Source organism: Brevibacterium sp. FME17, assembly GCF_014897515.1.
In the GTDB taxonomy this organism is placed as follows: domain Bacteria; phylum Actinomycetota; class Actinomycetes; order Actinomycetales; family Brevibacteriaceae; genus Brevibacterium.
Genome location: NZ_JABUYD010000024.1, coordinates 26,009 through 41,073, shown reverse-complemented (window position 1 = coordinate 41,073; position 15,065 = coordinate 26,009). Strand labels below are relative to the sequence as shown.

Here is a 15,065-nt window from a genome sequence, read left to right as displayed (position 1 = left end):
AGGTGGACCGTGGACTGCCCGACTCGCAGACCCGACTGGACTTTGCTCGGCTCCGTCGGGCGCGTGCTGTCTCCGCTCGAGCCCAGGTGGTCATCGCCACCAGCGCCCACGACAGCCGTGAGGTGGTCCGTATTGTCATCGCTATTGTCATCGCACGGATCGTTTGAGCTTGTGTGCTTCACATGCACGGCCGTGACGTCTGGGGTGCCCTCGAAATTCCCGGTGCGTTGGAAGCGGGACATTCCGCCGCCCATGTGCAGGAGACAGGACGCGTCTCCGCCGGTGCAGACCTCGGCGCCGGTCGACTGGACGGTGCGGATCTTATCGGCGAGCATCGTCGAAGAGACCTCCGGGTTCTTCACCGAGAACGTCCCTCCGAAGCCACAGCACGAGTCCGCGAGCGGAAGTTCGACGTAGTCGATCCCCTCGACGGAGCGCAGCAGATCGGACTGCCGATCACCGAGACGCAGCAGGCGCATCCCGTGGCATGAGGGGTGGTAGGTCACGCGGTGGGGGAAATACGATCCGAGGTCCGCTGTGGCATCCGTGACGCCTTGGACATCGGTGAGGAACTGGGAGAGTTCATAGGTGCGTCCGGCCACTTCGGCGGCTTCCGAGGCCAGGGCATCGTTGCCCATCCGGCTGGCGACCATGGGCTGTTGGTGTCCCAGCGAGGCCACACAGGAGGCGGAAGGGGCGACGGCGACGTCCCATTCGGTGTCGGTGAAGGCCCGAACGTGGTTGGCGATGACCGGTTCGGCCTGCGCGAACTTGCCGGAGTTGATGTGCATCTGACCGCAACAGGACTGGCCTTCGGGGAAGATCACCTGATGTCCGAGTCTGCGCAGAATCGTCACGGTCGCCTGAGCGACCTCCGGGTACATGGCATCGACGATGCACGTGGCGAACAGTGCAATCTTCATCTGACCTCCAAGCCGAGTTGCCTGCAGCGCCAAGAATCGGATCCGGGGCATGGCCTCTGGGCGGAGGTCGATCGAATGCGACGGAAGTGGTTCTTGTCACAAATGTGGTCAGACCATATCATAGAGGAAAGTTCCAGCAAAGACCTCGGTGCTGGTGACATCGGCACCGCGCAGATGCCGGGCCTTCTGACTGACTCACGGACGGCGAAAAGACAATTACGATGAATAAGGCTTATGAAATAGTGCTTGCCGGAATCGAGCGTGCGTTCCTCGACGGCAGCCTCACCCTGGGCGACCGGCTGCCGGGGGAGCGGAGCCTGGCCGAGCGCTTCGGCGTTTCGCGCTCCAGTGTGCGCGAAGCCATCCGCATCCTCGACGCCGTCGGCCTCATCCGCTCCGGCGTCGGATCGGGGCCAGGAGCCGGATCGGTCATCGTCTCCGAGCCCTCGGTCGGCCTGTCACGGGCCCTGAAGCTGCACGTCTCGGCCCGACATATCGCCCCTGCGGATGTGCTGACGACACGAGTCGTTCTCGAATCCGATGCGGTCGCCACCGCCGCAGAAGCTGTCGCCGCCGGTCACGATGAGGCCGGGGCAATCGTCCCAAATGGGGGACTGGGTGAGGCCCACCTCAAGCGAGCGGATGAGCTCCTGGCTAAGATGCGCGAACCCGGCATCGTCAAGGAATCCTTCCACGATCTCGACGCCCGATTCCACCGTGAACTGTGCGCTGCCGCAGGCAACCCGGTCACCGACATCATCCTCGCCTCACTCTCGAGCAGCATCATCGACTATGTCTCGTCGGCGGCCGCCGCGACCCAAGACTGGGCCTGGGTGCAAGCCGAACTTACGAAACAACACGCCGGTCTCCTCGACGCCATTCTGACCGGCGATGCTGACCGGGCGCGGCGCGAATGCGCGGCCCATATCCATTGGTTCGCCAGCACCACCGACATCGGTGCGGCACGAACATGACCAGCACAACAGGAACCTGACCCTAGGATTGGCACCATGAACCCTTCACGCACACAGAACATCAGGACCGTCTCTTCGCGTCTCAACTCATTCCACTCGGCCATGTACTTCTCCGAGACCGTGGGGCAGGAATATGCCAAACACGGACTCGAAACCGGAGTCGAAGGGACCCTGGCGGCACGGTCGGCGCCCTTGGGTCGCGTGAACGCCGGGGTCGTCAGCGCCGCCTACTACAACTACTCACACGCCTTCCTCTCAGACCAGTTCCCGAAGCTGTGGGAGAAGGTCTCACCGGAAACCATGGTCCAAGCTCGCTTCGATGCGGTGGCCGTCTTCATGGCCGAACTCTTCGAATCCCGCGAGGACATAGCCCTGCTCACCGAGGCGGCCACGGAGCTGGCCACAGCCATGACGCCGGTGCTGGCGAATATGGACTTCTCGGGTCGGGTGTTGGCCCAGGCCACAGCGGACGCAGTCTCCGCGCACACGGCCAACACCGCGTTCGAGCAGCTATGGGACGTGGCGACGATTGCCCGAGAATTTCGGGGAGACGGCCATGTGGCCTCGCTCGTGACGGCAGGTGTTCCAGGCATCGACGCACTCATGCTCGATGTCGCCACGGGCGCCTCGTTCAAGCCGCGTGCGGCGCAGAAGACCCGTGGATTCACCGATGAGGAATGGAAGAGCGCGCAGACGCGCCTGGCCGAAGCCGGACTCATCACCGTCGATGCCGACGAGCGCGGCTTCGACCTGCCGGCCATCACCGATGCCGGCCGCGATCTCAAGGAACAGGTCGAGCAGCTCACCGACGGCACGGTCGCCGCCGCCTGGTCAGCACTCAGTGATGAGGAGATCGAGGCACTCGTGTCTCCGAGCCGCAGCCTGATCAAAGTCCTGGCCCAGTCGGGTGCCTTCCCGGCCACGATCTTTGCCCAGCCGGCCAAGAAGGCCAGCTGAGCGTCGGACCAGCGTTGGGTCTGACTCGAGACAGCGTCGAATCAGCATCGAGGCAACTTCGAGCCAGCCTCGTATCAGCGTCGAGTTGAGGCCCTCTCCACGTGGGAGCGGGCGTGCTCGATCGCACAGGGCAGGTCATCGAAGAGGTGCCTTTTGTCCCTGAGCGCACCGAGGACACCGACGTGCCGAAACAGATCGACGTGGGCGTCCTTGACGCCCTTGATGAGCACCGTGATTCCGCGGCGTTCGAAGGTGTGGACCACCTCGGCGAGGATGCGTGCACCGGAGGCATCGACGAGTTCGAGCTGAGACATCCGCAGGATCACGACGAGGATCCCGTCGAGTTCCATGACCTCGTCGAAGACCCGATCGGAGGAGGCGAAGAACAGCGGCCCATCGAAGCGCACGATCGAGATCGAGTCGTCGCCGGGCTGCGTGTCCTCTCCAGCGGAGACCTCTTCGATCGTCACTCCTGTCGTCCGGGACAGATTGCGCAGCGCGAAGGCAGCGGCCACCACCATGCCGATTCCGACGGCGATGATGAGATCGAAGGAGATCGTGATCAGCGCGGTGATGACGAAGCCTGCGGCATCGGAACGCGTGGAGCGCATGATGGCACGCACCGTGGTCAGATGAACCATCCGCACCGCGGTGACGAAGAGGACTCCGCCCAGTGCCGCGAGGGGAATCTGGCCTACCGGCGCGGCCGCGGCGAGGACGATGGCCAGCAGAACGAGGGCGTGGACGATCGATGCCAGCCTGGTGCGACCACCGGCCCGGATATTGACCGAGGTGCGAGCGATCGCACCCGTGGCGGGCATGCCGCCGAAGAGTGAGGAGCCGATGGACGCGATGCCCTGTCCGACCAACTCCCGATCTGGACGGTAGGCGCCCGCATCCGACATCGAGGAGGCCACCCGTGCCGAGAGCAGCGATTCGATCGCGGCCAGCGCCGCGATCGTCCCCGCCGCCGGCAGCAGCCCACCGATGGCACCGAGGTCGATGGCCGGGACAGAGGGCAGGGGCAGCGAGCGTGGAATCGCTCCGATGGTCGCCAGAGGATTGGGCACGAGAGCGGCGAGGACCGTGGCGATGACGATGCCGACGAGCGAACCCGGGATCGAGGAGTGGATCTTCGGTGCCAGGACCATGCACACGACGACGATCGCGACCGCCGTCAGAGAATAGGGCAGATAGGACCAGTCAGCCTCGCCGATGAGCTGAGCGGCCGCGACGAGCGCATTCGTACTGTGCTCACCGGGCCGCGAATCTGCCGGCGTGGTGACGAACGGGACCTGCTGCAAGAAGATGATGGAGGCTATGCCCAGGGTGAACCCCTCGATCACCGGCCAGGGAATGAATGAGACCGCGCGCCCCAGACGCAGCAGCCCGGCAGCCACGACGATGATCCCGGCGATGAGCGTCACCACCACCACAGCCTCGGCGCCCTGAGAGGCGACGATGGGCACGAGCACGACCGCCATGGCACCGGTGGGTCCCGAGATCTGGACATGCGAGCCACCGAAGACCGCAGCGAGCAACCCCGCCACGATCGCAGTGATCAGGCCCTGCTCCGCCGTGAGGCCCGAACTCACACCGAAGCCGAGCGCCAGCGGAAGGGCGACGATGCCGACGGTGACACCGGCAACGAGGTCCTTGGGCCAGGAACGGCGGGTCTCGCTGTAGTCGGAGACGCCCGGCAGCAGAGAACGCACCCGCTGGAAAGCGGCCCGCAGGGTCGCCGAGGTGGTGGTAGGCGAAGTCATGACGTGGGCTCGCCCGTGGCCGCGGTGCTGCCCGCAGTCGCGGCGTTGTCCACAGCTGCAGGGCCACCTGGAATCTGCGGCAGCGTCTGGGCCTGGGCTAAGCGGCCCCCATCGTCTTCGAGCATCGACAGCAGCAGCGACCTGGCCACGGAGAGCAGTTCGGCGGTGCGCCGGTCGGCAAGGCGGTAGTAGACATGGCTGGCCCGACGCTCCGATTCGACCAGGCGGTGTCGGCGCAGAACGGCAAGATGCTGGGACAGATGGGAGGCTTCGAGCTCGGTCTCGGCCTGCAGATCGGTGACACTGACCTCCGGAGCACCGGCGAGGAGCTCGAGGATCCGGATTCGATACGGGTGGGCCAGGCCCTTGAACAGGTTCGCTTTGACCTCATACAGAGGCCGCTGCATGTGATTTAGTGGCATGATGAAGTCATCATTTCACAAGTACGAAGAAAACGGCGCATTGCGCGGTTTTCTTAAATCGGTGCGGGAGCGCTGCGATGCCGGCTCAGCGCGAGATATGTGACCCCACCTCGGCGGCAATGGACTTCGCCTCTTCTGACGTCGGCCCCTCAGCTGAGAAGACGGCCTTCCGGTAGTACTGGAGCTCCATGATCGAGTCGAGGATGTCGCCGAGGGCACGGTGGCCGCCGTGCTTCTCTGGGGACTGGAAGTAGGCGCGGGGGAACCACTGCTTGCTCAGTTCCTTGATCGAGGACACATCGATGATCCGGTAGTGGAGGTGATCGACGAGCTCAGGCATCTGCTTCGTGAGGAACACCTTGTCGGTGCCCACGGAATTGCCGCCCAATGGTGCCTTGCCGGCCTCCGGGACATGCTGCTTGATGTACTCGAGCACCCGAGCCTGCGCGTCGGCGACCGTCGTACCCGCATCGAGTTCGGTGATGAGTCCCGAACTCGTATGCATCTGGGTGACGAAGTCGTTCATGTTCTCCAACGCCGCAGCGGAGGGCTTGATGACGATGTCGATGCCCTCGTCAAGGGGATTGAGGTCGAAGTCGGTGATCACAGCCGCCACTTCGATGAGCTCGTCCCTGACTTCGTCGAGGCCGGTCATTTCACAGTCGATCCACACAATTTTGTCGTTGCTCACCAGCCCAGCTTAAAGCAGAGCGTGGGCCGTGGGCATCTCGCTTCGCTGTGCGCACCGACACACGCTGAGTACACGCACAAAAACAATACGCGCGCAGTGACTTAAACTTGGACTGTCCCACGGGTCAACGTGGGACCAGAAGAGACTTTGTTGAGGGAAGGGTTCGTACGTGCGCTACACACTTGCTGTGATTCTCATGGTGGTGGGTGTCGTTGTCGGAGGCCTCGGAATTCTGCAGAAGACCCTGTGGGCGCCGGACGACCAGATCACCGCGACCACAGAGATCGATGCAGACACACCGGCTGTCGTCGTCGACCCCGGAATGCTCAATCTCTACGAAACCCCCGCGACCCTCGAGGCCAAGGGCTCCGGTGATCTGACGATCGCTCAGGCCCCGATCGAAAACGTCGACGCCTGGACCGGAAACTCCCCAGTCGCACACGTGACGGGACTGGCACCCGATGGCGGACTGACCGTGAAGCCCGAAAACGGCGATGCCAAGATGCCCAGCCCGGCCGGAGCCGACCTCTGGACCGCCGAAGTCACCGGAGCAGACTCGGTCAAGCTCGACTGGACCGATGATGCGAACCGGACAGGCTTCCTCATCGCCGGCAGCGGTGAACCAGGCGACGTCAAGACCGTCACCATCTCCTGGCCCAACCACGCGGAGACCCCTTGGGCCATCCCCCTGATGATCATCGGCGGGGCACTGTTCGTCGGCGGCATCGTCGTTCTCTTCTTCAACCGCAAGAGCGCGAAGAAGGAGAAGAATCGGCGCACGGCCCGCCAGGAACGCCGCCGCAAACTGGCGGAATACGGAACCGCATTCGCGATCGTGCCGGTGCTCGCTCTGAGCGCCTGCGGACCTGAAGAGCTGCCCAAGCCTGAGCCCTCGGAGGCCCCGAGCACTGCAGCAGCCGGCGTCAACGACGACCAGGCCAAACGAATCCTCGACTCCGTGGCCGACGACATCAAGGCTGCGGATAAGAAGACTGACAGCGCCAAGCTGAAGAAGCGTGCAACCGGGCCTGCCCTGCAGCAGCGCGAAGACGCCTACAAGGTGCAGGAGAAGGTCGAGAAGCAGAAGCTGCCGCCGGCAGTGGCCAAAGAGAAGGTCGTCGTCAACTACACCGCGGCCACCGATTCTTGGCCGCGCATGACCAGCCTCATCACCTCGGCGGGCAATGACACCCAGCTCCTCGTCCTGACCCAGGAAGATCCGCGCTCCGACTACAAACTGTGGTCACAGACCCAGTTGGTCCCGGGCACCAAACTTCCCGACATTCCCGACTCCCGACAGGGATCGGCACTCCTTGATCCGAAGACCAAGGACTTCGTGACGACCCCGGAGAAGGCAGTCTCCGACTACGCCAAGGCGCTGGGTTCGGGGAAGGACTCGAAGGAAGCCAAGAAGTTCGAGACCGATGACTTCTCGAAGTCGATCTGGAAGAACCAGGCAGCACAGAAGAAGAGTGCCGAAGACGGCAAGGCCGAGGTCGACTACAAGTACACCTCGGGCAAGGAGATCGTCGCGCAGGGGACTGCCGGAGACGCCGCCGTCGTCACCGGAGTCGTCGAGGCCGAGTCCACGATCTCTCCGGAATCCGTTGACGGACGCACCGGAACCTTGACTCTGTCCACCCCGCAGAAGGAGCTGACCGGATCCGACAGCACCCAGAAGCCGGTGACGACGAAGACAACCCAGGTCCTGACGTTCCTCGTGCCCAAGGATGGCAAGGTCCGCCTCATCGGCGGCCTGGAGACTCTCAGCGGCGTCGAACTGAAATAGCCCGGGCTTAGAATAGTCGGCTGGTCCCGAGGCTGAATAGTCGCAGGGCCGCAGTTTGAAATAGTCGCGGGCCCGGCGGTGTTGATACGTTCTATGCTGGATGTCATCAGCACCGTCGGAGCTTAAGAATTCCCGACGGACCTCAGCACTGTAGGATTCCCGACGGATACGCACCACGCACCGTACGAATTCGCACTTCCCGCAACAAAGGAGACCACGTGTCAATGGATCCCTCGCAGGACAACGCACAGCCGAACCAGGGACTCGACCTGTCCGCGGTGCGCAGCAAGAATCTGCCGCACGAGGAGCAGCGCGGTGGACCGGGGCAGGTTGCCAACGCAGCGGCGGACCCGAGTGCGGTTCCAGTACCGGCCTTGGTATTCGACGTCGACGAGGCCAGCTTCAACGACGTCATCGCGATCTCTGACCGGGTTCCCATTGTCATTGACCTGTGGGCTGATCGCAGCGAGGAGAGCAAACAGCTCTCTCCGGTCATCGCACGCCTCGTCGAGTCCTTCGGCGGTCGGCTGGTCCTGGCACGCGTCGATGTCGACGCCAATCCGCGCCTGCAGCAGGCCTTCGGCGTCGAGTCGATCCCGAACGTCATCGCCATCGTCAAGGGCCAGCCCGTACCTCTGTTCCAAAGTGTGCTGCCCGAGCCGCAGGTGAAGGCCTACTTCGATGAGCTGCTGAAGCTGGCCGGCGAGAACGGTGTCACCGGTCATGCTGTGGTTGCCGGAGCCGAGCAGGAACCAGCGGGCCCCGCCCACCCCGAGGCAGAAGAGGCCCTGAGCCAGGGAGACTTCGACACAGCCGAATCCCTGTTCAAAGCTGCCCTGGCCACATCGCCGGCAGATGAGGAAGCGAAATTCGGTCTGGCCAGAGCCGGACTGGGGCGTCGCCTCATCGATGCCGATCCTCAGCAGCTCATTGCCACCGCCGATGCGAATCCGAAGGACGCCGAAGCGGCCAAGGCGGCTGCCGATGCAGAGATCGTGGGAGGCAACCCGAGCAGTGCCTTCAATCGACTGATCTCTCTGATCCGCGTCAGCGCAGGCGATGAGAAGGAAGCGCTGCGTCTGCGGGTTCTCGAACTCTTCGAAGTCCTGGGCGCGGATGATCCGGCCGTGACCAAGGCACGCACAGCATTGATGAGGGCCTTGTTCTGAACCAGAGAATCCGTCTCACCACAGCCATTCTGTTCGCGGTCGCAGCGGTGATCGTGGCAGTACTGGTGATCTCAGCGCTGTCCGTCGTCGGCACCGACGAGGTCACCGAGACCGACGCCTTCAAGGTCAAGGACGGCGCCTATGCCGTCGTCCTCGACGAGGCGATCGTTCCCTATTCGGGCACCAGCGTCACCGTTGAGGCCGCGAATGCCGACGGTAAGAAGCTGTTCGTCGGCACCGCCAACGGCGTCGACACTGACAGCATCCTCGATGGTGTGGCACAGGAGCAGATCAGCAACGTCGAGTTCCCGAACACTCTCGAGCACCGATTCATCCCCGGCGACGCCGCTCCCGAAGCGACGCTGACAGACAGGGACTGGTGGACCAGCAAGGACACAGGGGAGAAGGTCGCGAAGACCTTCGACCTCGACGCCGACCCGCAGGTGCTCGTCATCTCCGCCGCAGACAAGGGCGAGAATCTCGATGGAACCACGGTCTCGCTGAAGATGCGTGTGGAGGGAGTCCTGGCATTGAGCCTGCTCGGCATCGCATTGGGCATCATCTTCGCCGGATTCGCGGCCTACTTCTTCCTGCGCTGGTTCAATTGCCGGATCCGACCGGAGAAGAAGCCGGTCGCGCGAAAGACTGACCGCGGGTCGGGTCCAGGGGCCGGCCTCGGCGCTGGGGCGAACGCACAGGATTACACGACGGGCACCGGTCGGGTGCGAAGCTCCCGCCTCGTGAAGAACCCTGATGAGGCGAAGGCAGAGCCACCTCGGCGGAGGAACACACGAGGCAGGCGCTCACTGCGCTCGGTCACAGCGTTGAGCCTGACGACGGGAATGGCCTTGAGCGGATGCAGTGCGCTGCCCGTGGCGCAGCCGCACAGCCCTGAGATCACGCCCTACGAGCGCACAGCGATGCGCCCGGGTGAGGCCGGGAAATTCATGACCGACTACACCGAGTCGCTCGATAAGATCCTCGACGACGGAGGCACCGACCTCGAGAAGATTCAGGGCGAACCCCTGATCGATCGGACCCGCGCCCAGATGCAGATCGCGAAGAAGGCTAAGCAGAAGCTGCGGGCACCGAATTTCAGCGAGGTCGTCGCCGGTAGCCCGAGCTTCACCGAGTACCCGATGTGGTTCTACGCCTTCGGCACCTCCGACGGTGATAAGAAGCTCACACAGGTCCAGCTCGCGACCCGGGAATCGGCGGCGGCGGATCCGATCGTGCGCACCGCCTCCTACATCCCGACCGATCAGACGCCGACGCTCATGGCCGACGGGCACGGGGCAGTCAAGCCCGGGCCCAAGGGATTCGACGATGAGATGACGAAGACCGCGGACCAGGTCTCGAAATTCCTCGCCGACGGCAAGGCCGATAAGGCCGATGCCAAGGGGCTGAAAGAAGGCGGGTTCAAGGATTTCAGGGGCTACCTGGGCGACCTGCGGGGTAAGGACTCCGGATTCGACAAGGTCGATATCTCCTGCAAACCCTACGAGAAGCTCGACTTCACCTCGATGACCCTGAGCACCGAGCACGGCGCCATCGGGATGGGCGAGGTCCGCTGCACCCTGACGATCAAGGTCCCCGACGACTATTCGGTCGACCTGGGTGACACCATCGAGGCAGTGAAGACTAACGACAAGGACGGCAACACCGTCAAGGTCGACACTGCCCATCCGTATGTGCTGATGAAGACCAAGGATGAGCTGAGCGCCGTGTCCACCGACTGGAACGTGCTGTCCTCACACATCGAGTGACAGTCTCGTACATCGAGTGAGACTCACGCATCAATTGACAGTCAGGCCCCGCCGCGGTTGGGCCTGACTTTTCAATTTGGGTGGTCTTCGCTGGTGCGGCCTCGGTCGGTGTGACCTCAGCTGGCGCGGATTCTGCGGCCCACGAGGGAGAGCCACCAGAGTCCGACGAGCGGCAGGATGAGCGGGATGAACCCGTAGCCGCTGCCGAAGGACGACCACACGGAGGGCTTCGCGAAGTCTTCCGGATGGGTGAAGCTGAGGATGCCGACGACGATGACGCCCACGAACTCGATCACGCAGGCGCCGATCGCAATCCGGTGCGAGATGCGGTTGCCGATGACCAGGCAGATTGTGGCCACGATGTAGATGATCGCGGCGATCACGGACAGCGAATACGCGACCGGTGCCACGTCGAACTCGCGGATGACCTGATAGCCCGCGCGAGCTGTGGCCGATAGAGCGAAGACTCCGTAGACGGCAGTCAGTGCCCGGCCCGGGCCGGTGTGCATCGCCGAATACGGTGAGCGATTGCGTTTCGCGGCGCGGTCCTTCTTCGCCGAGGCGGCCGCTGAGCGGACACCGCCACCGTCGTGTCGCTTCTTCAGTGCCAAATCTGGTCCAATCTCTCGATCATGACGATCACCGTCAGTCCTGCTGCTGCGAGCACGCCCGGCCCCCATCTGCTCAGTTCCGCGAACGCCCAGAAACCAGCCAAGGCGATGACGAGGATCGCGGTGATGACGTAGCCGAAGTACAAGAGCGGATCGACGCCGTGGGTCGACCCGAACGTGGCGATCGAGAGCACCAGCTGCACGATGAGCAGCAGCAGAAGCAGTGCAGTCGCGCCGAGCAGCAGTTTGCCGGCGGGTCTGTTGCGGATGGTTTCGACGATCGACCAGATGGCCAGAACGGCGGAGACGGCATAGAGCACGATGGTGAAAACGGTGAACACCCGACCCAGTTTAGTCGGCACCGGACTAAGAACTGTCACCGGAGCACTCCTAAGCACTCAACGGTGCGCAACAGAGCACTCAACTGTGCGCGAAGAGAGTCCGCGCCCAGATTCCACGGACCTGTAGAACAATAGATGTTGTTGATACTGTCGGAGCATATGCCTGACACCTTCGATGACTTCTTCCCACGCACCTCGACAGTAATGGACCGTGGGGACCGCCTGCGCAGAGTTCCTTGGGCCGCGTTGGTCACCTTCGTCGCCGTCTCCTTCGGACTTGCCTGGCTGGTGAGCATGCCTCTCTGGCTGGCCTCAGGGGACAGCCAGGCATCGGCTCTGTTCAACCGCATATTGCCGGTGGTTACGATGTTCACTCCGCTCATTGCAGCAGCGGTCGTGGTGTTCGTCATGAAGGTGCCCCGTCGCGAGTGGGCACGGTTCCTTGGCCTGTGGCCGCTGCGGCCCGCCAAGCGAGTCGTCTGGTTCGCGGTCATCATGACGGTGGCGCCCATGGTGCTGGTGTTTGCATGCATCGCCATCTCGGCCCTCTTCGGGTGGATCCACCTCGATCTCGTTCACTTCTCCGGCTTCCAAGAGACGCTCGATGCCCGTATCGAAGAGTCCATGCTGCGGCCGATTGCCCTGGCTTCGGTGGCGGTCATTCCACTGGCGTCGGTCTTCAACGCGCTGCCGGCCTTCGCTGAGGAAGCAGGCTGGCGGGGCTGGCTGTTGCCCGCATTGCGGCCACTGGGAACCTGGCCGGCACTGCTGCTCAGCGGGGCCATCTGGGGGTTGTGGCATTCGCCGATCATCCTTCTGGGCCAGAACTTCGATGAGCCGAACATCTGGGGCGTGCTGCTGATGACCGGCGGTTGCATCGCCTGGGGAGTGCTCTTCGGCTGGCTTCGTCTGCGCACCGGGTCCATCTGGCCCGCCGTCATTGGTCACGGCTCACTCAATGCTTCGGGCAACCTCGTCTTCCTCGTAGGTACGGCGGGCGACTCCGCGAATCTTCCTCTGGTCAATCCGCTCGGTGTCTCCGGCTGGATCGTCATCGGCATCGTCGTCATCGTTCTTGCCCTGACCGGACAGTTCAAACGCGAGCCGCAGCTCCGCCGACAGTCGGTCCGGCAGTGACTATGAGATGCGGCACTGATCCTGGCCGAAGTGCCGATCACGACCTAAAATAGGGAGAGTGCCGATTTACCTTGACCACGCAGCCACCTCGCCGATGCCGGCAGAGGTGCTCGACGTCTACACCGACGAACTGAGCCGACGGGCCAATCCCTCGGCTCTGCACACCGTGGGTCAGGCCGCGCGGATGCGTATCGAGACCGCCCGCGAGGACATCGCCCGTGGTGTCGGCGCAGCCACATCATCCGAGGTCATCTTCACTTCCGGCGGCACAGAAGCCGATAACTTCGCACTCAAGGGCCTCTACCTGGCCCGCAACGACTCCACCTTCGAAGCACCGGTTCGCCCGCGCGTGCTCACAACGACGATCGAGCATCATGCGATCCTCGACTCGGTGGAGTGGCTGGGCACTCAGGGTGCCGAAATCGTCTACCTCGACGTTGACGAAGAAGGCCACCTCGATCTCGATGCCGCCCTGACCGAACTGCGCCACGCTCCCGAGCGCACCGCTCTCGTCTCCATCATGGCCGCGAACAATGAGATCGGCACCCTCCAGCCGATCGCCGAAATCGGCTCGTGTGCCAAAGATCTTGGTGTTCCCTTCCACATCGACGCCGTGCAGGCACTGGGCCAGATCCCGCTGAACTTCGCCGAGCTCGGCGCGACCGCCATGTCGATCACCGCCCACAAGATCGGCGGGCCCGTGGGCATCGGCGCACTGCTGCTCGACCGCGCCGCCGTTCCTGCGCCCATCCTCCACGGTGGGGGACAGGAACGTGGAGTCCGTTCCGGCACACTCGACGTGGCCGGTGCCGTGGCCTTCGCGAAGGCCGTGGACCTCGCCACTGCCGATATCGACGCCCGAGCCGCCCGCTTCTCATTCCTGCGCGACCGGCTCATCTCCGGCATAGAGGACACGATTCAGGGCGCCACCCTCTCCGGTCGCCGAGGTGGAGGCAGGCTCCCCGCGAACGCGCACTTCACATTCTCCGGGTGTGAAGGCGATTCCCTGCTCTTCGGCCTCGATGCGAGAGGACTGGCGACCTCAACGGGCTCAGCCTGCTCGGCCGGGGTCTCCCGTCCCTCCCACGTGCTGCTGGCCTGCGGCATGAATGAGGACGTCGCCAGATCAGCACAACGATTCAGCCTCGGCCACGACTCGACCGAAGACGAAGTCGATCGCCTTCTCGAGGTTCTGCCCGAAGTCGTCGAACAAGCACACCAGGCTGGAATGGTCTCGGCCACTCCACGCTGGATGCAAGGAGCATCATGAAAATTCTCGTCGCCATGTCCGGCGGAGTCGACTCATCAGTCGCCGCAGCACGCGCCGTCGACGCAGGCCACGAAGTCGTCGGAGTCCACCTCGCCCTGTCCCGCATGCCCGGAACCTTGCGCACTGGTTCACGCGGCTGCTGCACCATCGAAGACTCCCGGGACGCCCACCGTGTGGCCGGAATGCTCGACATCCCGTTCTACGTGTGGGACTTCTCCGAGAGGTTCAAAGAGGACATCGTCGATGACTTCATCGCCGAATACGCGGCCGGGCGCACACCCAACCCGTGCATGCGCTGCAATGAGCGCATCAAGTTCGCGGCCCTCCTCGATCGTGCCCTGGCACTGGGCTTCGACGCCATCGCCACAGGCCATTACGCCGAGGTGCTGCGCGACGAGAACGGACTCCCCGAACTTCACCGCGGAGAGGACCTCGCGAAGGATCAGTCCTATGTCCTCGGCGTACTCTCCGGCGATCAGCTCGAACACTGCTATTTCCCGATCGGCGCCACCGCATCGAAGGCGGAAGTCCGCGCCGAGGCGGCCGAGCGTGGGTTCTCCGTGGCCAACAAGCCTGACTCCTACGACATCTGCTTCATCCCCGACGGCGATACGAAGGCGTGGCTGGCGGACAAGATCCCCATGCGTCCGGGCCTCATCAAGGACGCCGAAGGTGAAACCCTGGGCGAACACGATGGTGCGATGACCTACACCATCGGCCAGAGAAAGGGCCTGGGCATCCAGAAGCCCGCCGCCGATGGTCAGCCGCGCTTCGTCACCGGCCTCGACCCGGCCTCGAACACGGTCACGGTCGGCTCCCGCAGTGATCTCGGGGTCTCTCACCTGACCGGCATCCGAACCACCTGGGCCGGTCCGGCACCGGCCGATATCGGCACCGAACCTGCAACCGCCATCGACTGCGAGGTCCAGATCCGGGCGCACAGTGACCCGGTTCCGGCCAGGGCGTGGCTCGGCGACTACATCTCCGAGGCGCCCGAACATGAAGTCAACCCGATCGTCGATGAGGTCGAGGTTCCGGCCGCACGACCTGCCGGGCAGCTCATGCACATCGACGTCGATGAGGAACTCTCTGGCGTTGCTCCCGGGCAGACCATGGTCATCTACCGCGGAACCCGGGTTCTCGGGCAGGCCACCATCGACGTGACAGCCAAGGACCGCCTCGGCGTCTGAGGACGATTCGTCCGGCTCGGCGTCCGCGAGCAAAGACTGCCGCAGCGTCTGAGCTGTGG

The 15,065-nt window shown here is 63.7% G+C and carries 13 protein-coding genes and 1 pseudogene; 8 read left to right on the top strand and 6 right to left on the bottom strand.

The features are described from left to right. Nucleotides 1-233: 233 nt before the first annotated feature. Nucleotides 234-923, bottom strand: a pseudogene (locus INT40_RS17220) ((Fe-S)-binding protein); the annotation flags it as partial. Nucleotides 924-1,144: 221 nt separating this feature from the next. On the opposite strand from INT40_RS17220, the gene INT40_RS17215 reads away from it, so the two are divergent. Both INT40_RS17215 and INT40_RS17210 read left to right on the top strand, forming a co-directional pair. Then, complete coding sequence (locus INT40_RS17215; RefSeq protein WP_101574218.1) at nt 1,145-1,897, top strand: FadR/GntR family transcriptional regulator; 753 nt, start codon at nt 1,145-1,147, stop codon at nt 1,895-1,897. 36 nt (nt 1,898-1,933) lie between these two features. After that, a complete protein-coding gene (locus INT40_RS17210; RefSeq protein ID WP_101574219.1) occupies nt 1,934-2,854 on the top strand; it encodes an SCO6745 family protein in 921 nt (306 codons plus the stop codon). A 74-nt stretch (nt 2,855-2,928) separates the two neighbouring features. Here INT40_RS17210 and INT40_RS17205 read toward each other — a convergent pair whose 3' ends face one another. The 3 genes from INT40_RS17205 to orn all read right to left on the bottom strand — a co-directional run bounded on the left by INT40_RS17205 (nt 2,929) and on the right by orn (nt 5,733). After that, on the bottom strand, nt 2,929-4,620 hold the full coding sequence (locus tag INT40_RS17205) for a SulP family inorganic anion transporter (protein WP_101574220.1): 1,692 nt from the start codon (nt 4,618-4,620) through the stop codon (nt 2,929-2,931). Beyond that, complete coding sequence (locus INT40_RS17200; RefSeq protein ID WP_101574221.1) at nt 4,617-5,042, bottom strand: ArsR/SmtB family transcription factor; 426 nt, start codon at nt 5,040-5,042, stop codon at nt 4,617-4,619. Before INT40_RS17200 ends, INT40_RS17205 begins: the two co-directional genes overlap by 4 nt. An 85-nt stretch (nt 5,043-5,127) precedes the next feature. Beyond that, the gene (orn, locus tag INT40_RS17195) at nt 5,128-5,733 is read right to left on the bottom strand and encodes an oligoribonuclease (RefSeq protein ID WP_101574222.1); all 606 of its coding nucleotides are present in this window, start codon (nt 5,731-5,733) and stop codon (nt 5,128-5,130) included. A 169-nt stretch (nt 5,734-5,902) separates the two neighbouring features. On the opposite strand from orn, the gene INT40_RS17190 reads away from it, so the two are divergent. The 3 genes from INT40_RS17190 (at nt 5,903) to INT40_RS17180 (ending at nt 10,457) form a co-directional block, all read left to right on the top strand. Beyond that, nucleotides 5,903-7,522 carry a hypothetical protein gene (locus tag INT40_RS17190; protein WP_193096568.1) on the top strand — a complete coding sequence of 540 codons (1,620 nt, stop codon included), beginning with the start codon at nt 5,903-5,905 and terminating at the stop codon, nt 7,520-7,522. 224 nt (nt 7,523-7,746) lie between these two features. Continuing rightward, nucleotides 7,747-8,691 (top strand): tetratricopeptide repeat protein, encoded by a 945-nt coding sequence (locus INT40_RS17185; protein WP_193071809.1) that lies wholly within the window; start codon nt 7,747-7,749, stop codon nt 8,689-8,691. Nucleotides 8,692-8,744: 53 nt separating this feature from the next. Further along, on the top strand, nt 8,745-10,457 hold the full coding sequence (locus INT40_RS17180) for a hypothetical protein (protein WP_193096567.1): 1,713 nt from the start codon (nt 8,745-8,747) through the stop codon (nt 10,455-10,457). 116 nt (nt 10,458-10,573) lie between these two features. Here the strand turns inward: INT40_RS17180 and INT40_RS17175 are convergent, their stop codons facing one another. Both INT40_RS17175 and INT40_RS17170 read right to left on the bottom strand, forming a co-directional pair. Continuing rightward, nucleotides 10,574-11,062, bottom strand: a complete 489-nt coding sequence (locus INT40_RS17175) for a hypothetical protein (protein ID WP_413463559.1) — start codon at nt 11,060-11,062, stop codon at nt 10,574-10,576. Continuing rightward, complete coding sequence (locus tag INT40_RS17170; RefSeq protein ID WP_319022017.1) at nt 11,059-11,448, bottom strand: hypothetical protein; 390 nt, start codon at nt 11,446-11,448, stop codon at nt 11,059-11,061. The genes INT40_RS17175 and INT40_RS17170 overlap by 4 nt, the downstream gene beginning before the upstream one ends. Nucleotides 11,449-11,568: 120 nt before the next feature. Here INT40_RS17170 and INT40_RS17165 point away from each other — a divergent pair, with 120 nt between their 5' ends. Genes INT40_RS17165 through mnmA form a run of 3 tightly spaced genes read left to right on the top strand, consistent with a single transcriptional unit; the run spans nt 11,569 to nt 15,006 of the window. Next, nucleotides 11,569-12,546, top strand: a complete 978-nt coding sequence (locus INT40_RS17165) for a CPBP family intramembrane glutamic endopeptidase (RefSeq protein WP_226831588.1) — start codon at nt 11,569-11,571, stop codon at nt 12,544-12,546. 58 nt (nt 12,547-12,604) lie between these two features. Further along, nucleotides 12,605-13,816, top strand: coding sequence for a cysteine desulfurase family protein (locus INT40_RS17160; RefSeq protein WP_193096566.1), 1,212 nt, complete (start codon nt 12,605-12,607; stop codon nt 13,814-13,816). Beyond that, nucleotides 13,813-15,006: a tRNA 2-thiouridine(34) synthase MnmA gene (gene mnmA, locus INT40_RS17155; RefSeq protein WP_101574226.1), complete on the top strand. Its 1,194-nt coding sequence runs from the start codon at nt 13,813-13,815 to the stop codon at nt 15,004-15,006. The genes INT40_RS17160 and mnmA overlap by 4 nt, the downstream gene beginning before the upstream one ends. Nucleotides 15,007-15,065 lie beyond the last annotated feature (59 nt).